This is a genomic window from Bacillus sp. OK048, from assembly GCF_900103525.1.
In the GTDB taxonomy this organism is placed as follows: domain Bacteria; phylum Bacillota; class Bacilli; order Bacillales; family Cytobacillaceae; genus Neobacillus.
Genome location: NZ_FNHN01000004.1, coordinates 206372 through 224020 on the forward strand (window position 1 = coordinate 206372; position 17649 = coordinate 224020).

General features: G+C 38.7%; 21 protein-coding genes and 1 pseudogene. 11 read left to right on the plus strand and 11 right to left on the minus strand.

What is annotated here, in order from left to right; translation table 11 throughout:
• Window positions 1–55 precede the first annotated feature (55 nt).
• The 7 genes from ilvB (at window position 56) to leuD (ending at window position 8139) form a co-directional block, all read left to right on the plus strand.
• The gene (ilvB, locus tag BLR86_RS09565; protein ID WP_090760701.1) at window positions 56–1783 is read left to right on the plus strand and encodes an acetolactate synthase large subunit; all 1728 of its coding nucleotides are present in this window, start codon (window positions 56–58) and stop codon (window positions 1781–1783) included.
• Window positions 1780–2301 (plus strand): acetolactate synthase small subunit, encoded by a 522-nt coding sequence (gene ilvN, locus BLR86_RS09570; protein ID WP_090760702.1) that lies wholly within the window; start codon window positions 1780–1782, stop codon window positions 2299–2301. Before ilvB ends, ilvN begins: the two co-directional genes overlap by 4 nt.
• Window positions 2302–2324: 23 nt before the next feature.
• Complete coding sequence (gene ilvC, locus BLR86_RS09575; RefSeq protein ID WP_090760704.1) at window positions 2325–3356, plus strand: ketol-acid reductoisomerase; 1032 nt, start codon at window positions 2325–2327, stop codon at window positions 3354–3356.
• Window positions 3343–4890, plus strand: coding sequence for a 2-isopropylmalate synthase (locus BLR86_RS09580; protein WP_090760707.1), 1548 nt, complete (start codon window positions 3343–3345; stop codon window positions 4888–4890). Before ilvC ends, BLR86_RS09580 begins: the two co-directional genes overlap by 14 nt.
• A gap of 45 nt (window positions 4891–4935) precedes the next feature.
• Window positions 4936–6042, plus strand: coding sequence for a 3-isopropylmalate dehydrogenase (gene leuB, locus BLR86_RS09585; RefSeq protein WP_090760709.1), 1107 nt, complete (start codon window positions 4936–4938; stop codon window positions 6040–6042).
• Between the two features lie 93 nt (window positions 6043–6135).
• Window positions 6136–7554 (plus strand): 3-isopropylmalate dehydratase large subunit, encoded by a 1419-nt coding sequence (gene leuC / locus BLR86_RS09590; protein WP_090760711.1) that lies wholly within the window; start codon window positions 6136–6138, stop codon window positions 7552–7554.
• On the plus strand, window positions 7555–8139 hold the full coding sequence (gene leuD / locus BLR86_RS09595) for a 3-isopropylmalate dehydratase small subunit (protein ID WP_090760713.1): 585 nt from the start codon (window positions 7555–7557) through the stop codon (window positions 8137–8139).
• Window positions 8140–8588: 449 nt separating this feature from the next.
• Here leuD and BLR86_RS09600 read toward each other — a convergent pair whose 3' ends face one another.
• A complete protein-coding gene (locus BLR86_RS09600) occupies window positions 8589–8915 on the minus strand; it encodes a YnfA family protein (protein ID WP_090760716.1) in 327 nt (108 codons plus the stop codon).
• Between the two features lie 89 nt (window positions 8916–9004).
• Between BLR86_RS09600 and BLR86_RS09605 the strand changes: the two genes are divergently transcribed.
• The 3 genes from BLR86_RS09605 (at window position 9005) to BLR86_RS09610 (ending at window position 11388) form a co-directional block, all read left to right on the plus strand.
• Window positions 9005–9259 carry a hypothetical protein gene (locus tag BLR86_RS09605; RefSeq protein WP_090760718.1) on the plus strand — a complete coding sequence of 85 codons (255 nt, stop codon included), beginning with the start codon at window positions 9005–9007 and terminating at the stop codon, window positions 9257–9259.
• A 46-nt stretch (window positions 9260–9305) separates the two neighbouring features.
• The gene (locus BLR86_RS25990; protein ID WP_175492840.1) at window positions 9306–9446 is read left to right on the plus strand and encodes a hypothetical protein; all 141 of its coding nucleotides are present in this window, start codon (window positions 9306–9308) and stop codon (window positions 9444–9446) included.
• A gap of 571 nt (window positions 9447–10017) precedes the next feature.
• Window positions 10018–11388 carry an MFS transporter gene (locus BLR86_RS09610; protein WP_090760720.1) on the plus strand — a complete coding sequence of 457 codons (1371 nt, stop codon included), beginning with the start codon at window positions 10018–10020 and terminating at the stop codon, window positions 11386–11388.
• Between the two features lie 114 nt (window positions 11389–11502).
• Here BLR86_RS09610 and BLR86_RS09615 read toward each other — a convergent pair whose 3' ends face one another.
• The 7 genes and pseudogenes from BLR86_RS09615 to BLR86_RS09640 all read right to left on the minus strand — a co-directional run bounded on the left by BLR86_RS09615 (window position 11503) and on the right by BLR86_RS09640 (window position 15064).
• Complete coding sequence (locus BLR86_RS09615) at window positions 11503–12123, minus strand: hypothetical protein (protein ID WP_090760722.1); 621 nt, start codon at window positions 12121–12123, stop codon at window positions 11503–11505.
• A 46-nt stretch (window positions 12124–12169) separates the two neighbouring features.
• Entirely contained in the window at window positions 12170–12556 is a 387-nt protein-coding gene (locus tag BLR86_RS09620; protein WP_090761097.1) for an iron chaperone, read from the minus strand.
• 39 nt (window positions 12557–12595) lie between these two features.
• Complete coding sequence (locus tag BLR86_RS25995; protein ID WP_175492850.1) at window positions 12596–13120, minus strand: GNAT family N-acetyltransferase; 525 nt, start codon at window positions 13118–13120, stop codon at window positions 12596–12598.
• Window positions 13121–13153: 33 nt separating this feature from the next.
• A pseudogene (locus tag BLR86_RS26000) lies at window positions 13154–13654 on the minus strand (histidine phosphatase family protein); the annotation flags it as partial.
• A 12-nt stretch (window positions 13655–13666) separates the two neighbouring features.
• A complete protein-coding gene (locus tag BLR86_RS09630) occupies window positions 13667–14086 on the minus strand; it encodes a GNAT family N-acetyltransferase (protein WP_090760726.1) in 420 nt (139 codons plus the stop codon).
• Window positions 14087–14187: 101 nt separating this feature from the next.
• Complete coding sequence (locus tag BLR86_RS09635) at window positions 14188–14619, minus strand: VOC family protein (RefSeq protein ID WP_090760728.1); 432 nt, start codon at window positions 14617–14619, stop codon at window positions 14188–14190.
• 16 nt (window positions 14620–14635) lie between these two features.
• Complete coding sequence (locus BLR86_RS09640; RefSeq protein ID WP_090760730.1) at window positions 14636–15064, minus strand: hypothetical protein; 429 nt, start codon at window positions 15062–15064, stop codon at window positions 14636–14638.
• 147 nt (window positions 15065–15211) lie between these two features.
• Here BLR86_RS09640 and BLR86_RS09645 point away from each other — a divergent pair, with 147 nt between their 5' ends.
• Window positions 15212–15772, plus strand: a complete 561-nt coding sequence (locus BLR86_RS09645) for a sugar O-acetyltransferase (RefSeq protein ID WP_090760732.1) — start codon at window positions 15212–15214, stop codon at window positions 15770–15772.
• A gap of 17 nt (window positions 15773–15789) precedes the next feature.
• Here BLR86_RS09645 and BLR86_RS09650 read toward each other — a convergent pair whose 3' ends face one another.
• Genes BLR86_RS09650 through BLR86_RS09660 form a run of 3 tightly spaced genes read right to left on the minus strand, consistent with a single transcriptional unit; the run spans window position 15790 to window position 17632 of the window.
• A complete protein-coding gene (locus tag BLR86_RS09650) occupies window positions 15790–16509 on the minus strand; it encodes a nucleotidyltransferase domain-containing protein (protein WP_090760734.1) in 720 nt (239 codons plus the stop codon).
• Window positions 16506–16991 (minus strand): GNAT family N-acetyltransferase, encoded by a 486-nt coding sequence (locus tag BLR86_RS09655; protein WP_090760736.1) that lies wholly within the window; start codon window positions 16989–16991, stop codon window positions 16506–16508. Before BLR86_RS09655 ends, BLR86_RS09650 begins: the two co-directional genes overlap by 4 nt.
• A gap of 17 nt (window positions 16992–17008) precedes the next feature.
• Window positions 17009–17632: a histidine phosphatase family protein gene (locus BLR86_RS09660; RefSeq protein WP_090760738.1), complete on the minus strand. Its 624-nt coding sequence runs from the start codon at window positions 17630–17632 to the stop codon at window positions 17009–17011.
• Window positions 17633–17649: the final 17 nt, after the last annotated feature.

A 17649-nucleotide genomic window follows, 5' to 3' on the forward strand; every position in this document is an offset into this window, starting at 1 on the left:
TATATCTTGGTTTATTTTTTAAAAAATTAAAATACCTACAAGGAGGGATTACAAGGTGAAAGTAGAAGCAAAGCCAAACTTCCAAACCAGTACGGCGCCAAAAACAGGTGCAGACCTGCTCATTGATTTGTTAATTAATGAAGGAGTGGATACGCTGTTTGGGTATCCAGGAGGTGCGGTTCTACCAATATATGACGCGATTTATCGTGCCAGAGACACCATTAAGCACGTCCTTTTCCGTCACGAGCAAGGAAGTATCCATGCGGCTGAAGGTTATGCCCGTATCACTGGTAAACCTGGTGTCGTGATAGCAACTTCAGGTCCTGGAGCTACCAACTTGGTTACTGGAATTACAGATGCAATGATGGATTCTTTACCACTAGTGATCTTCACTGGTCAGGTTGCACGAGGTGTCATCGGAACAGATGCATTTCAGGAAGCAGACGTTATGGCCATTACTACACCCATCACGAAACATAATTACCAAGTGCAAGACATTTCCGATTTACCTAGGATTGTAAAAGAAGCCTTTCATATAGCTTCTACAGGCCGACCAGGTCCGGTGCTAATCGATGTTCCAAAAGATATTTCTGCTGGAGAATTATTCGATACCCCTGAAGAAGGAACGATCGATCTTCCAGGATATCAGCCGACAACAAAACCAAATCCGCTTCAGATTAAGAAACTAGCTGACGCAATAACAAAATCAAAAAAGCCGGTTATTCTTGCTGGTGCTGGAATTTTACACGGAAAAGCGTCTACAGAATTAACGGCATTTGCCGAGAAACACAAGATTCCAGTTGTAACCACTCTACTTGGGTTAGGAACATTTCCAGCAAACAATCCTCTCTCTCTTGGGATGGGCGGTATGCATGGAACATATACAGCCAACATGGCTATATATAACGCAGATTTACTTATTAATATTGGAGCCCGTTTTGATGATCGTCTCACAGGGAATTTAAAGCACTTTGCACCAACAGCTAAGGTTGCCCATATTGATATTGACCCTGCTGAAATAGGAAAAAATGTACCTACTCAAATTCCAATTGTTTCAGATTCAAAAGAAGCATTGGTTGAATTAATGAATCAGACCGTAGAATCACCTGAAACTGCAGTTTGGTTAGAGACACTAAATAAGTATAAAGATGAATTCCCATTATGGTATAAGCACGATCCAAATGGAATGTCTCCACAATGGCTGATTGAAGCCATTCATAAAGTAACAAATGGAGATGCTGTTGTTACAACGGACGTTGGTCAGCATCAAATGTGGGCAGCTCAGTATTACAATTTTGAAAAACCACATCGCTGGGTTACTTCCGGTGGGCTTGGAACAATGGGCTTCGGCTTCCCTGCTGCGATTGGAGCACAAATGGCTTCTCCTAGTAGCACAGTGGTAGCTATTGTCGGTGACGCTGGTTTCCAGATGACTTTACAAGAGTTATCCGTCATCTATGAACAGAAACTTCCAGTCAAGATCATCATTGTCAATAACGGTGCCCTAGGTATGGTTCGACAATGGCAGGAATTATTACATGGCAACCGTATTTCGGAGTCGATCCTGCATACGCAGCCAGATTTTGTGAAGCTTGCTGAGGCCTATCATATCAGAGGATTAAAGATTGAAAGCCAAGAAGAATTAATCACAAAGCTTCCTGAAGTATTTGCTTATGATGGTCCTGTTTTACTAGATTGCCGCGTGCTTCAGCAGGAAAAAGTCTTCCCAATGATTGCTCCAGGCAAAGGTATACACGAAATGATTGGGGTGAAACCATCATGAAACGCATTATTTCTTTAACTGTGCAAGACCGAAGTGGTGTCTTAAATCGAGTCACTGGTTTATTGCAAAGAAGACAATTCAATATTTCAAGCATCTCAGTTGGTCCAACTGAAACGGATGGAATTTCAAAAATGACCCTAGTGGTTGAAGTCGAGGATGAGCAGCGGCTCGAGCAAGTTACCAAGCAACTAAACAAACAAATTGATGTTTTAAAGGTTTCCGATATTACGGATAAAGCCATTGTCGCACGTGAGCTTGCTTTAATTAAAGTGGCGGGCAGCTCACAGCTTCGCAGCGAAATTAGCGGCATTATCGACCCATTCCGCGCCCTGATTATTGATGTAAGCAAAGACAGCTTAACCATTCAGATTACAGGCCGCCCAGACAAAATTGATGCATTGATTGAACTGCTTCGACCTTATGGAATTAAAGAAATTGCTAGAACAGGATTAACCGCCTTTTTACGAGGGCATCAACCACAAGTTAACGAGTTAACTACCTACTCTCAAATAAAATAAACATTTTCGAAGGGATGATTATAATGGCTAAAGTATTATATAACGGGGATATTCAAGAGGCAGTTTTACAAGGAAAGAAGATTGCAGTAATTGGTTATGGATCACAAGGTCATGCACATGCTCTTAACTTAAAAGAAAGTGGCTTTGATGTTGTTGTTGGTTTAAGAGGCGGAAAGTCTTGGGATAAAGCAGTTGAAGATGGTGTTGAAGTTACATCTGTTGCAGAAGCAACTGCACAAGCTGACGTTGTTATGGTTCTACTTCCTGATGAAATGCAGCCAAAGGTATATGAAGAAAGCATCAAACCTAACCTAGAAGCTGGTAACTCACTAGTTTTTGCTCATGGCTTTAACGTTCACTTTACACAAATCGTTCCTCCAGCTGACGTAGACGTATTCCTAGTTGCTCCTAAAGGACCAGGACATTTAGTTCGACGCACCTATACTGAAGGCGCAGGTGTTCCAGCATTATATGCAGTTTACCAAGACTACACTGGTCAAGCGCGTGACTTAGCACTAGCTTATGCAAAAGGCATCGGTTCTGCCCGTGCAGGTGTATTGGAAACTTCATTCCAAGAAGAAACAGAAACAGATTTATTCGGAGAACAGGCAGTTCTTTGCGGTGGTACTACTGCACTAATCAAAGCTGGTTTCGAAACGCTTGTAGAAGCTGGTTATCAGCCTGAAGTTGCTTACTTTGAGTGTTTACATGAATTAAAATTAATCGTTGACCTTCTATATGAAGGAGGATTAGAAAACATGCGCTATTCTATCTCTGATACAGCTCAATGGGGAGATTTCGTTTCTGGACCACGTGTTGTCAACGAAGATACAAAATCACGTATGAAAGACATTTTAAAGGATATTCAAACAGGTTCATTTGCAAAGGGCTGGATTTTGGAAAACCAAGCAAACCGTCCACAATTTAACGCAATCAACCGCAGCGAAAACAATCACCAAATTGAAGTAGTTGGCCGTGAGCTTCGTGCGTTAATGCCATTTATTAAAAAGCCAGTAGATCAAAAGAAAGAAGTGGTGGTAAATGGTTCACGTTAACATCTTTGATACGACACTACGCGATGGAGAACAATCTCCTGGTGTTAATTTAAACCAGTTGGAAAAATTGGAAATTGCCAGACAGCTTGAACGGTTTGGCGTTGACATTATGGAGGCCGGCTTTCCGGCTTCCTCCAAAGGAGATTTCGAGGCAGTAAGAGCAATTGCCAGGGCGATTAAAAATAGTTCTGTTACTGGTCTGGCAAGAGCAACAAAATCGGACATTGACATTGCGTGGGACGCTTTAAAAGATGCGGCAGAACCAAGGTTGCACGTTTTTCTTGCCACCTCCCCTATTCATATGAAATACAAATTGTTCAAAACACCAGAGGAAGTCATACAAACGTCTGTCGATATGGTGAGCTATGCTAAACAAAGATTCCCTCATATCGAATGGTCTGCTGAAGACGCATCACGATCAGATCTTGATTTTCTTGTAAAAATTATTACAAAGGTCATTGACGCTGGAGCAACCGTCATTAATCTACCTGACACTGTAGGATATGCAACTCCTGCAGAATATGGTTACATGTTCCGGTATATCAGAGAAAACGTTCCAAATATCCACAAGGTTTCATTATCGTGCCATTGTCATGATGATTTAGGAATGGCCGTTGCCAATTCACTTGCAGCCATCGAAAACGGTGTTACCCAGGTCGAAGGTACGATCAACGGAATTGGTGAACGTGCTGGGAATGCCTCACTTGAGGAAGTAGCTGTCGCTCTAAATATTAGAAAAGATAAATACCCTTTTACTACGAATCTTGTTTTAAAAGAAATCAAGCGTACGAGCGATCTTGTCAGCCGCTTTACAGGAATGATGGTTCCTGGAAATAAAGCTGTCGTAGGAAAAAATGCCTTCGCTCATGAGTCGGGAATTCATCAAGATGGTGTATTAAAAAATACCTTAACCTATGAAATTATTACTCCTGAAATGGTCGGTATTCAATCAAATGATTTAGTCCTTGGTAAGCATTCCGGACGTCATGCATTTAAAGATAAGATCGAAAATATGGGCTTTATCTTATCTTCTGAAAAACTGCAAGAAGCCTTTACTGCTTTTAAACAGCTTACCGATCGTAAAAAAGAAGTGACCGATGAAGATTTATTCACCATTTTAACGGATATCCAAACGGCCGTTGTTGATGTGAAAAAATATGAACTTCTTGCTTTCCAAGTTCATTATGGTTCATCTAACCTCCCTACTGCTACGGTTGCGCTCAACACGCCTGAAGGTGTTCGAGTAGAAACAGCACGTACCGGTTCAGGTAGCGTTGAGGCATTAATGAACACATTAGAAGCGCTAATTAAGGAAGAAATCCATCTGACTGATTTTAAATTAAACTCAGTTGGTCAAGGTCGAGATGCATTAGCTGAAGTCCATGTAAAAATGACAGTCGATGGCGTACAGGTAAGCGGCCGCGGATCGGCACAGGATGTATTAGAGGCTTCTGCTAAAGCATTCTTGAATACTGTTAATCGAGTATTTTTTAACCAAACAGCTGTTGTTCAAGTAGAAACAGCTCAAGCTTAAGAAACTTTTAAGGCGATTTAAAAAATGATGAGGAGGTTGCTTCGAATGAAAAAACGTATTGTATTACTACCTGGTGATGGGATCGGCAAAGAAGTTATTAATTCTGCAAAAGATGTATTGAATGCAATTGCTGAAGAATTTAACCATAGTTTTAGCTTCGAATCCCATGAGATCGGAGGGGCAGCCATTGACCTATACGGCACTCCACTGCCGGAAACAACAGTTGACGCCTGTAAGCAGGCAGATGCTGTACTATTAGGTGCAGTTGGCGGCCCGAAATGGGATAACAACCCCTCCCATTTGCGCCCTGAAAGAGGATTACTCGGTATTCGCAAAGCCCTTGATTTATATGCAAATCTAAGACCCATTAAAGGTTTTAAAAACCTACTGCATGCTTCTCCACTAAAAGAGGAAATTGTTGCAGGAAGCGATTTATTGATTGTCCGGGAGCTAACAGGCGGGATTTACTTCGGTGCCCCAAGTGAACGCCGTGACAATGGCCAAACGGTGGTTGATACCCTTGCGTATACCCGTAAAGAGATTGAAAGAATTGTAGACAAAGGATTCCAAGCGGCACAAGGACGGCGAGGACACCTAACCTCTGTTGATAAAGCAAATGTCTTGGAATCAAGTAAGATGTGGCGCGAAATTGTTGAAGAGAAGAAAGCTCAGTATCCAGATGTAGTTGTTGAACATGTCTTGGTTGATGCCGCTGCCATGAAATTGATTACAAATCCTACTAAGTTCGATGTAATTGTCACAGAGAACATGTTCGGTGACATTCTTAGCGATGAAGCATCCGTTCTAACAGGTTCACTGGGAATGCTTGCATCAGCCAGTCTGAGTGAAGATGGCGTTGGTTTATATGAACCTGTCCACGGCTCTGCACCAGACATCGCCGGTAAAGGTATTGCCAATCCAACTGCAATGATCTTATCAACAGCGCTAATGCTGCGTTACTCATTCCAATTAAAGGATGAGGCACAATTAATTGAAGATGCTGTCCAGTCTGTGTTAGATGCTGGGTTCTATACCGCAGATCTTCATATTCCCGAAGGAAGACAAGTAGGCACAGTAGAAATGACTCGTCTCATTGTCGATTATATTAAGTCACAAAACGCGTCAAAATGTATCATGAACTGTTACGTATAATTTCACGGGGCGATTAAGAAGCCGCTGGGCTTACCGGTCCAGCGGCTTCTCCTCCCACTTTTTACTAAATCTATAAACGTGAGGAAGGACATTATGCAAAAACCAAAAAATATTATTCAAAAAGTTTGGGAGCAGCATGTTGTACATCAAGAAGAAGGAAAACCTGATTTACTTTATATTGATTTGCACCTTGTTCATGAAGTAACCTCACCTCAAGCATTTGAAGGATTACGAATGAACGGAAGAAAAGTACGCCGACCTGACCTTACTTATGCGACGATGGATCACAACGTTTCAACACGTGACCGAAATGTTATTAAAGATCCTGTCTCAAAGAAACAAATTGATACATTAAAAGAAAACTGTCAGGAATTTGGTGTTGAACTCTCTGATCGTCAGCATCCAGATAATGGGATTGTGCACGTCATTGGTCCAGAGCTTGGTCTGACACAACCTGGAAAGACAATCGTTTGTGGTGATAGTCATACTTCTACACATGGTGCATTTGGTGCTCTAGCGTTTGGAATTGGGACAAGTGAAGTAGAACATGTCTTAGCAACACAAACACTTTGGCAAGCTCCTCCAAAAACGATGAATGTAAAAGTAAATGGCAAGCTTGGAACTGGCGTAACGGCAAAGGATTTAATCTTAGCGATTATCGGTAAATTCGGCGTTCAATTTGGAACTGGTTATGTTATGGAATATACAGGTGAGGCGATTCGCTCCCTTTCAATGGAAGAGCGTATGACCGTTTGTAATATGTCCATTGAGGCTGGTGCAAGAGCAGGCTTGATTTCTCCGGATGAAACTACTTTTGAATATATGAAAGGCCGTCGTCATGTACCAAATGGTGAGGAATTCGAGGAAGCAATTGCAAAATGGCGTTCCCTTGCTACCGATGAAGGTGCCGACTATGATGCCGTGGTTGAGATTGAAGCATCTGAAGTGGAACCACAAGTCACTTGGGGAACCAATCCAGGCATGTGTATCCCAATTACTGCCTCTGTTCCAAATCCAGAAGATGAAGAAAAAGCGAATAAAAAGGATGAAATTTCCCGCGCGCTTCAATATATGGGTCTTGAAGCTGGCCAGCCGATTTCAAGTGTAGAAATTGACCATGTATTTATCGGTTCTTGTACAAATTCTCGCTTGAGTGATTTACGCAAAGCAGCAGATGTTATTCGTGGGCACAAAGTTAATCCTAAGGTAAAAGCAATAGTTGTCCCAGGCTCTTTTAGCGTTAAATTGGCTGCAGAAAAAGAAGGTATTGATCAAATCTTTATAGAAGCAGGTTTTGAATGGCGTGAGGCTGGCTGCAGTATGTGTCTAGCGATGAATGACGATATTGTTCCTCCAGGCGGACGCTGTGCTTCCACTTCTAACCGGAATTTTGAAGGCCGTCAAGGAAACGGTTCACGTACCCACCTTGTCAGCCCTGAAATGGCAGCTGCTGCAGCTGTTGCAGGTCACTTCGTTGATGTTCGTCAGTTCACTGCTCAGGGGGTAATATAAATGGAACCATTACGTATTCATACAGGAATTGTTTGTCCGTTAAATCGGAGTAATGTTGATACAGACCAAATTATTCCGAAGCAATTCCTTAAAAGGATTGAACGAAGCGGTTTTGGGCAATTTTTATTTTATCACTGGCGCTTTGATGATGTGGGAAATCTTCGCAAGGATTTTCCCATGAATGATCCAAAATATCAGGGGGCCTCTATTTTAGTAGCTGGTGAAAACTTTGGCTGCGGCTCCTCTCGTGAACATGCCCCGTGGGCGATTCAAGATTTTGGCTTCAAAGTCGTTATTGCCCAAAGCTATGCGGATATTTTTAAAAATAACTGCGTGAAAAATGGCATCCTTACCGTTCAAGCAAGTGAAGAACAGATTCAAAGTATTATGCAGAAAGCTGAATCAGAGGAGTACACGCTTACTGTGAATCTAGAAGACCAAGTGGTTACAGATAATCAAGGGTTAGAGTTTACTTTTGATATTGCTCCATATCCAAAAGAAATGCTGCTAAACGGCTGGGATGAAATCGGCGTTACCTTAAACTATGAGGATAAGATTTCACAGTATGAGCTTGCACATAAATAAGATGTAAAAAATGAGCTTGGATTCCAAGCTCATTTTTTATAGGCCTTTTTACGAAAATGCCTTTTCTGAATGCTCTTCGGTCACTCTAGCTCCGTTGCATTGACCCAAATGCCTTCTCTGAATGCTCTTCGGTCACTCCAGCCCCGCTGCATTGACCCAAATGCCTTTTCTGAATGCTCTTCGGTCACTCCAGCACCGCTGCATTGACCCTAATGCCTATTCTGAATGCTCTTCGGTCACTCCAGCTCCTCTGCATTGACCCAAATGCCTTTTCTGAATGCTCTTCGGTCACTCCAGCTCCTCTGCATTGACCCAAATGCCTTTTCTGAATGCTCTTCGGTCACTCCAGCACCGCTGCATTGACCCTAATGCCTTTTCTGAATGCTCTTCGGTCACTCCAGCCACCCGACAATCCTAATAAAACACGCTTGGATTCCAAGCTCATTTTTTTAATGCCTTGGTGCTAATAACATGACCAAGACACCAACAATACATATACCAGCACCAACCCAGTCATATAAATCTGGGGTCTTTTTATCAATCCCCCATCCCCATAAGACCGAAAGCACGATAAATACTCCCCCATAGGCTGCGTACACTCTTCCAAATGATGGAAAAGATTGGAAAGTCGCAATTACACCGTACAAGGCCAAAACTAGCCCTCCAATGAGTCCCCAATAGGATGGTTTTCCTTCACGTAACCATTGCCAAATCAAATAGCCCCCTCCTATTTCCGCAATCCCTGCAAGAATAAATAAAAGAGTTGCTTGAATCATAATAATCACATCCTTGAATCTTTTTAAAAGAGTATAAATAATTTTATGCTTCATAGAATTTTATAACGGACAAGGTGAGGAGTGTTTATTTGATTAAATTAATTATAGTAATTTTATTTGTCCTACTTTCCATTACTATACTTTTCTTTATCTTAACAAAAAATAAGCAGCAAATGATTCAAACTTATTCTCTTTCAACTTTTTTAGGAGTAAGTTCTAAAGATGAAATGCAGGAACCACAACAATCGTTGATTGAAAAAATTAATGATTATTTTGGTAATAGTGTTGAGGAAACGAATGATGGGGATGAGGATAGCGGTGGTGGGGATGATGCTGGAGAATGAACTAAACCGTTCTGATTAATAATAGATACCAAAAGGAGGTAATCTAATGGATGGAAAGTATAATACAAACAATGATGCAAGTGTGGAAATGAAAAAGGCACTCAGCAAAAGTACACCTAGAAAGAATCCAAATATGAGTGAAGCAGAGTTTAAGATGAAACACCAAGGGAAAGAAATCAAACTCTAACTAGTACAATAAAACAGCAGTGATTTCGAGTGGGTGAAGAGTTCTTTTTTTTGGCGCTTTCTTATTAAAAGACACAAGAATTGACGTGTGAATTAGCATACGTCTTTTCTTTATTTATCAAGGTTTCTACTAAATTCCATTACCTGTTAAGAACCCGAGCTGATAAATAGACGGACAAATTCCGCTTAATTGGTAAATATTATTAAAAAGGGCTAAAATAGACGGAGAGATTCCGCCTATTGATTTAAAAAATTCAAAAATGGGGGATTTTTCTTTGCATAATCGGAAAACCTCCGCTTATTTACCCTAAAACGAGCCCCATTCTGCATTTAACCGGAAAGTCTCCGCTTATATATACCTATAACGATGTCAATACGACTACTGTCATTTCGGCACGTATTTTAAGAAAGCCACCTGAAAACGGAGCCCTTTATCGAGTGGGATTGCACTGCTTTTTTATGTTAACAGGGAAATACTATGTTGAAACTTTTTAAAAGTCATTACATCTCAAAAGGGCCATTATTTGCTACTATTGATTAATAGTACTTAATCCAAGAGGAGATTGTATGTGATGTCTGTAAAAAAAAATGTTCCATTAATTAAAAATCAAAATTTTCTTATCGTTGCTATTGCGTTAGGGGTAATATTAAACCCACTAAATACAACGATGATTACAGTTGCATTGCCAGAGATAAAAAATGAGTTTTTGCTTTCCTCAAAAGATATTGCATGGTTGATTGCATCCTATTTTATAGTAAGTGCTGTTTTTCTACCACTTATCGGAAAATTCAGTGATTATTACGGAAGAAAAAAAATCTTTCTGTTTGGACTACTATTGGTAGGTATTTCTTCCTTTACCGCTCCATTATCACCGAATATGCCGTTTCTATTAGGAATGCGAACAATACAAGCAATCGGAACATCCGCTTTATATCCTGCTGGAATTGGAATTGTTCGTTCATATATTAAGAGAAATCAAAATAGAGTAATCGGTACTCTATCGGTATTTGCTACCACCTCGGCAGCATTTGGACCGACAATCAGTGGGCTGTTAATTCAACAGGGCGGCTGGCATGTTATCTTTTATGTTAATTTTCCAATTATCATTATTTCTGCCATTTTGGCTGCTCTTTCTATTCCGAATGATGAAAAGAGTACAAACAAAATTTTCAAGTGGGATGGCATTGGGATAATTTTGTTTGGTCTTTTAATCTCTTTTTGGATGTATTTTTTCCAAACACTAGAAAGCGGTATAAATTTATGGGCATTAATCGGTTCTTCCGCGTTGACCTTTTTATTTTACTTCTTTGAAAAAAAGAAAGAAGAACCTTTTATCAATGTTATTTTCTTAAAGAAAAACCTCAATATTTCATCAGTGTATATTCAATATATTTTTTCAACCGTGATATTTTTTTCCCTGCTGCTTTCAATGCCAATTTATTTACAGTCTGTATTAATGCTTAGTTCCAAACAAACGGGTATCATTATGCTCTCTATTTCCATATTTGCCATGATTATTACGCCACTTGCAACGCGTTGGATTGAAAAGTCAGGATATAGAATCCCTTTACTAACAGGGGTGTTGATTGGAGTAGTTGGGGTTGCTTTATTACTGACAGTCAATTATAACTCTCCACTTTACTGGATATTTATTGTGTTATCGACCATCGGATTGAGTAATGGTATTCTAAACATAGGGTTACAAACTCTGCTCTATTCATTTGTTTCTGTATCGGAAAGTGGAACGGCTTCAGGTCTATTTATGACATCAAGATTCATAGGTAATATCCTTGCTTCCAGCATATTTGGTGTCATGTTTGCCACAGGAGTCAATGATACTAACCAAAATTGGATAACCATCATTTTAATCGTTGTGTCAATTATTTTACTGCCAGGAATACTGTTCGTAACAAAAAACAAACCTGCAACAAATACTCCATAGCTTATTAAAAAGCAATGCGAATTCGCATTGCTTTTTTGTTTTAATAGCTCCAAAAGGATAGCTTAAGGATCCGCAAATCAGTTCATCCATTTGGCTTAATGTTTCCCCTTTCTCCTAATCCAAATGGAATACAATTTCAAGACCAGTTGATTTACCCTTATAAAAGTCATGAAATTCTTTAAAAACTAGCTTAAGTCCAGAAGGGTCATCTGGAATGGGAGGAGATACAATATAATTTTGACGGAAGTGTCCATCAGAACCGCTTCCACTGTCTTGTCGACATTCGTAGTTTTCTCCTAAACTTAGCTCTAGAAATGGGTGATGACTCATGTGCCGCAAGTGGCGATGATTATCTATATCATCAGTCTTTTCTTCCCAATCAATATTTAATTGGACTATGCTGGCATTTTCAAATTGACGAATAAAAGTTATCGTGTACAACCTATCATTTTTTTCAATCGATTTTAGGATGGGTAAATGCTTAATAAAATTCTCTGGTTCAACCCGAGGTTTAAATTCCTCTTCCATTCTTAATGTCGAAAATATCGAATTTAATACATCCTCATATTGATCGTACTTTTTTGCCCATTTCGCGATTTGTTCTGTCGGAGGAAATCCTGGATTATTGTTTGCTATATCCTTTCTCTCCTTCAGTAATGCACAGATTTGTTCATCAATTGGAAGGACCCGTTCATCATAATGTTCAGTTGGCCGTTCAAAAGGCATTCGCTTCATTAATAACCCCTCCATCTTAAAAAATGTCCTAATACCGTTTTCTCATTTATTTATTCTTTTTACTTTTTGCTTCTGTTTTCTTCTTATTTTCAGCAACACGAAATTTAACGATTTCACTAATTACTCCATATGGTATCGGTTTATCTTTAGGAAACTGAACCGCCCCTTTTGAACTTTTATATTCAGATAATTCCTGTTTAAATGCCTCAATCCCACTTGGAGCAGGATAAAATCCTATATGATTTTTATTGGCTGCGAAATGCACTAGATTTCCATGTAGATAAAAAGTAGGCATTTGATAACTTATTTTTTCTACCGCCTCTGGTGCCGACTCCTTTATTACACTCCTTACCTTTTGTAGGACTTCTTGAACTTCAATTGGAAATTGGACTATGTATTCATCGATTGAATTAATTGTTTTGTTAGTTTCCATGATTGCTCCTTTCGTATTCAAATTTCACCACTTACTATATTATTGCTCAATCCAAAATCTCTTAATAATATTTCCATCATCTTCGATAAAGTCTGAATCTGGAATACCTCCGTTATTAATAATCGTTTTAAAGGAGCCAGTATTATCTTCATTACACACCACAAGAGCTTTTCTAATTCCTAACTCTTTAGCTTTTTCAAGTGATAGTGACAATAATTTGGTCGCATAACCTTTCCTTCGCTCTGAAGGACGAATACCATAACCAATATGTCCACCACTATTTAATAAAAACTCCGTTAATTGATGTCTAATATTCACCACACCTAGTATTCTCTTATCTTGGTTTATTAGCCAAAATGTCGAATCTGGAACCCATCCTTGAGGAAGGTTCTCGCCTTGCTCATTATCATTTAAAAATTGGACCATTGCTTCAAAGTTTGATGGATCTTTTTTAATAACCCAAGGTACCATACTCTCTTTGCTTTCTACCCATTCGTTATAGAATGAGAGGTATTCATCCTTTAACGCGGCCGTTGGTTTAATCAAGGATAGTTGATATTCCATTAACACTCTTTCATAGGAAACCGTTTCGTTCTCTATTTTTAAAAGAAAGACATCCGGATTACGTAAACTTCTCCAATCTTCGAAACCGAATTGATTATTATAATGATTTAAAAGTAATGACAATAAATTTCCATGAGTAACAATAATCGTATTTTGAGTTGCAGACTCCCTAACATCCTCTACAACTTCTACAATTCGTTTCATCGCTTCCTTACTTGACTCCCCGCCCTCGAATTTCAAATCCTGATTATCAAAGGTGTCTTTTAGTTTTTCAAGCCAATCGTCAAGGTTCTGATTACTTAATACTCGTTCTGTTAAGAGCTCATTTTTTTCAATCTCAAGATTCATTCTTTTTGCAAGTGGTTCAACCGTTTGAACAGCGCGCTTATAAGGACTAGAGATAATGCGGTCTATTGAAATATCTCTAAAAAATTCGGATAAATGGGTAGCTTGTTTGAAACCATTGTCTGTTAGTGTTGCCTCCGCTGGCTGCCCTCCAGCCTCACAATGCCTGATAAGATAAATGTTCTTCATCACACTTCTCTCCTATTCTTCAAATGTCTTTCTGAACCCGTAAAATGGACGATAGCCCTGATCTTCATAAAATGTATGTGAGGTACTAGAAGCAAGAAGTTCCATTCTAGTTTTGGGATACAGACCATGGACGTGCTGAAGTAACTCTTTCCCAAGACCTAATCCCCGATACTTCTTATCTATTAATAATTCACAAATAAATAGAGTGATATGCCTGTCGGTAAGACCTCTAATATAACCCACTATTTCGCCACCTTCGACTTCAACAACGAAGGATACATTTGAATTTTCCCATGCTTCCTTCGTATCTTCGATCTTTTCTACTAAGTTATTCCATCCCTCTTCCTGGTTTAACTCTTGAATTCTAGGAAAATCACTTTCCTGATACCGACGAATATGTATTGATGTTTTATTTTGTATGTTTAGATTCATTTGATGACACCTCGTTAAAATGGTTACCATTTAATATCAGCCACGGAACGACTTTCATTCTAAAAAGCCTCACCTCCTTTGGAAGTAAGGCTCTCTATCATTTATTCTATGATTAACATATCATTTTCATCAAATTTCCAGCTTTCAGCATAAGCAACTTCCCAATAGTACCCATCTGGATCTGAAAAATAGCCGCTATATCCTCCCCAAAAAACCCGTTGAGGAGCTTTTTTTATTGTTCCTCCTGCTTGTTCTACCTTTTCAAAAATTTGATCAACCTCTTGTGCCGATTTTGCATTATAAGCGAGAGTAATACCAGAAAAACCTTTTCCTACAGGAGGCTCATGTTCATTGATATCCTTTGCTAATTCCTCTAATGGATATAAAGCTAATTTTGTTCCCCCATTTTTAAAGAACACAATTCCTGGATTTTCTTCATTTACTGATGTTTCAAAACCAAGTCCATCTCGATAAAATTTAAGTGAATGAGAGATGTCTTTTACTCCCATAGTAATTAAATTAATTCTGTTCATATTTAAATCCTCCTATTTAATCTATTGTTGCTGCTTCTTTCTTTATTAATTCTTGAATTTCCTCACTCCCAATTTTCTCATTTTTCTTTTTGTCTGCTATATACACTTTATCGTTTGCAACAACCATGAGGGAGGACGGGTAGCCTTTTACTGCATATACAATCGTATTCTTTTCTAAATAAGCTGCATCGCCATTTCTCATCTTATGATCACTGCAGGCATTGTCCGCCATTTTATACGTTACTTTTCCGACTTGCTCTCCTTTTTCAATGCTCGTGCTTAATGGTTCATCTGGTGCTTCTTCGAAATGGTGTTGATAGGTGACGTCATCAATCTTTAACAAATCAACCCACTCAATGGCTCCATCTGGGCAGCCTATATCAAGCGGTGAATTACAGGAGGTTAAAAATGTTAAAAAGAATATCAGTACAGTTAACTTATTCATCCAACCATCACACCTCTTTGTGTAACAAATTCAGCATTTTATCCTGTTAATCCTTCCCGTAAAAAACGTATTTACCATATTTCTTACAGAACATTTGTATTGTATGGTACAATCGTTTTTAATATCAATTAAACGAGGAGCCCAACAATGAAAACTGAAAAAGAAAAAATGATCGCTGGTGAACTTTATCTGGCAGCAGATCCACAATTACTAGAAGAACGATTAAACGCTAGAAGACTAACTAGGTTATACAATCAAACTATTGAAACGGACGAAACAAAAAGGACAGAACTTTTAAAAGAACTGTTCGGCTCCACTGGAGAAAATCTTTACATAGAGCCAACATTCCGCTGTGATTATGGGTACAACATTCATGTTGGCGAGAATTTTTATGCTAATTTTGATTGTGTATTATTAGATGTTTGTGAAATCCGCATCGGCGATAACTGCTTTATTGCCCCTGGTGTACATATCTATACAGCAACACATCCGCTACATCCAACCGAAAGAATATCTGGAGCTGAATATGGAATTCCGGTACATATCGGTGACAACGTCTGGATAGGTGGTAGTGCGGTTCTTAATCCTGGAGTTAAAATAGGTAACAATGTAGTGATTGCATCAGGTGCAGTCGTAACAAAAGATGTGCCGGATAATGTGGTCGTCGGAGGAAACCCTGCAAAAATTATTAAAGAAATTAAGGTATAGATAGCTGTTACTTTAATTCACTCTCTACCTAAAGAAAAACCATCAAAAAGCCGTCCTCCATGTGGTTTCAGGATATTATCTACCAATTGAATAATTTTACTTTTATCACCGGTTTTATAAAAAATATCAAAAACCTCGACTAAAAGTTCTGCAAACTTTTCGTCGTATTGTCTTAATGATCTTATTACCCATTTAGAGGTACCAACCCATTTACAATTTGTTCTTAAAACAAATTCACTTACCAATTCAACAAGTGCATTAGCAATAAATATTTCTTCTGCCCTATTTGAACAGCCAATGAAATCATCAAGTACATCTGTAATGAAGTATCTCTTTATGTTAATCGTTTCTTGGGTCCATTTTGCTGGACCCTTTTGTAATAACTCTCTAGCCTCATGTTTTATAAAGTCAATTATTCCATTGTCTTTCAAGACAACCCCTTCGGAAACCATCCTCGGCATCGAAGGTCTTGCTCTTTCATAGTCACTTTCAAAAAAATGCTTATAAGAGATTAAGTTATGTACAAAAACTTCTATATTCCAACCAAAATCAAAGATTGACTCTCTATATGACGATTTGACATTCTTATCAAAAATAACAATATCAAGATCAGATGTTTCTGTCGCTTGTCCTCGAACAACACTTCCAGCTAAAAGTGCTCCATCACAGTTCGGGAATTGCTTTTGAATAAACAATTTTGCAGATTCCTTTGGATTCAGCTTTTCCATCCTTCTCATTCCATCACCTTTGACATAATTTTTTTGAAAAATATTAAAGTTGTATTTTCATTTAACTTCTTTTTAACATCTGTTTTAATATAACCCATTTTTTCATACAAATAGCAGTTACGCTCTTCCTCTAAGATGGTTGCTAATTCCCAACTAGTTGCTTGTGGAAACATCTCTTCAAGTAACGTTATTGCCTTCTGGGCAATCCCTTTCCTTTGAAAGTCTGGAAGAATAAACATGGGACTTATCCAAAATTGTACGCCCTCTTTCCAGAGAATACTGATAGCACCCACCAGTTTGTTATCCACTATAATTCTATAAAATCCACCATTAGGATTATTAATTCTAGTAATTACACGTTCAATAGTTTCGTTAGCCGGATTTGTATGGTAATCCTGATATTTCTCCAATAAGGGCATAAAAGCCATGACCTGTATATCAAAAATAGCCTGTGCATCTGAATTTGTTGCTTTCACTAATTTAATGTCCATTGCCTCCACATCCTGTTCTATGTAAAATTAACAGATTCCCGATGAGAAATATCTCCTTCTAACACCATTCTGAATCCGTTTTCAGTCAATTCTACAACTGTAAGACTCGTATCGTGTATATAAGGTGGCCCCCATAAAGTATCAATTGATGTATCCTTAAATATGGAAAATAAACATTTTATAACGATTGAATGCGTTACAATCAATATATTACCAGATTGGTACTCTTTTTTTATCCTATTTAACACCTTACGTACTCTTTCTCTCGTTTGTTCAAACGTCTCGGCACCATCACGCAAAAATAAATGTGGAGCATTCCAGAAGGCATCATATTCTAATGGATACTTTTCTTTAATGGATGTATGAGTACTCCCTTCCCAGTCACCCATATTAATTTCCTTTAGATTTTCATCATTAATGATTGGAATATCTCTATCCCCACAAATCAACTCTGTGGTAGCTTTTGTCCTTCCACTGGGACTTGAAAAAATGGCTACAAACTCTGTTTCCTTCAGTCTTTCACCTAAAGAAATAGCATTATTTATTCCATTTTCCGTTAGACTAGAATCCAACCAGCCTTGTATTCTTCTTTCATTGTTCCACTCTGTTTCCCCATGCCTTGTTATGTATAATGTGATCATTAACATCCCTACTTTTT

Excerpts from the sequence above, each read along its gene's own strand:
- ilvN (WP_090760702.1), top strand. The coding sequence starts at position 1,780 with ATGAAACGCATTATTTCTTTAACTGTGCAAGACCGAAGTGGTGTCTTA.
- ilvC (WP_090760704.1), top strand. The coding sequence starts at position 2,325 with ATGGCTAAAGTATTATATAACGGGGATATTCAAGAGGCAGTTTTACAA.
- BLR86_RS09580 (WP_090760707.1), top strand. The coding sequence starts at position 3,343 with ATGGTTCACGTTAACATCTTTGATACGACACTACGCGATGGAGAACAA.
- leuB (WP_090760709.1), top strand. The coding sequence starts at position 4,936 with ATGAAAAAACGTATTGTATTACTACCTGGTGATGGGATCGGCAAAGAA.
- leuC (WP_090760711.1), top strand. The coding sequence starts at position 6,136 with ATGCAAAAACCAAAAAATATTATTCAAAAAGTTTGGGAGCAGCATGTT.
- leuD (WP_090760713.1), top strand. The coding sequence starts at position 7,555 with ATGGAACCATTACGTATTCATACAGGAATTGTTTGTCCGTTAAATCGG.
- BLR86_RS09600 (WP_090760716.1), bottom strand. The coding sequence starts at position 8,915 with ATGATTCAAGCAACTCTTTTATTTATTCTTGCAGGGATTGCGGAAATA.
- BLR86_RS25990 (WP_175492840.1), top strand. The coding sequence starts at position 9,306 with ATGGATGGAAAGTATAATACAAACAATGATGCAAGTGTGGAAATGAAA.
- BLR86_RS09610 (WP_090760720.1), top strand. The coding sequence starts at position 10,018 with ATGTCTGTAAAAAAAAATGTTCCATTAATTAAAAATCAAAATTTTCTT.
- BLR86_RS09615 (WP_090760722.1), bottom strand. The coding sequence starts at position 12,123 with ATGAAGCGAATGCCTTTTGAACGGCCAACTGAACATTATGATGAACGG.
- BLR86_RS09620 (WP_090761097.1), bottom strand. The coding sequence starts at position 12,556 with ATGGAAACTAACAAAACAATTAATTCAATCGATGAATACATAGTCCAA.
- BLR86_RS25995 (WP_175492850.1), bottom strand. The coding sequence starts at position 13,120 with ATGGAATATCAACTATCCTTGATTAAACCAACGGCCGCGTTAAAGGAT.
- BLR86_RS09630 (WP_090760726.1), bottom strand. The coding sequence starts at position 14,086 with ATGAATCTAAACATACAAAATAAAACATCAATACATATTCGTCGGTAT.
- BLR86_RS09635 (WP_090760728.1), bottom strand. The coding sequence starts at position 14,619 with ATGAACAGAATTAATTTAATTACTATGGGAGTAAAAGACATCTCTCAT.
- BLR86_RS09640 (WP_090760730.1), bottom strand. The coding sequence starts at position 15,064 with ATGAATAAGTTAACTGTACTGATATTCTTTTTAACATTTTTAACCTCC.
- BLR86_RS09645 (WP_090760732.1), top strand. The coding sequence starts at position 15,212 with ATGAAAACTGAAAAAGAAAAAATGATCGCTGGTGAACTTTATCTGGCA.
- BLR86_RS09650 (WP_090760734.1), bottom strand. The coding sequence starts at position 16,509 with ATGAGAAGGATGGAAAAGCTGAATCCAAAGGAATCTGCAAAATTGTTT.
- BLR86_RS09655 (WP_090760736.1), bottom strand. The coding sequence starts at position 16,991 with ATGGACATTAAATTAGTGAAAGCAACAAATTCAGATGCACAGGCTATT.
- BLR86_RS09660 (WP_090760738.1), bottom strand. The coding sequence starts at position 17,632 with ATGATCACATTATACATAACAAGGCATGGGGAAACAGAGTGGAACAAT.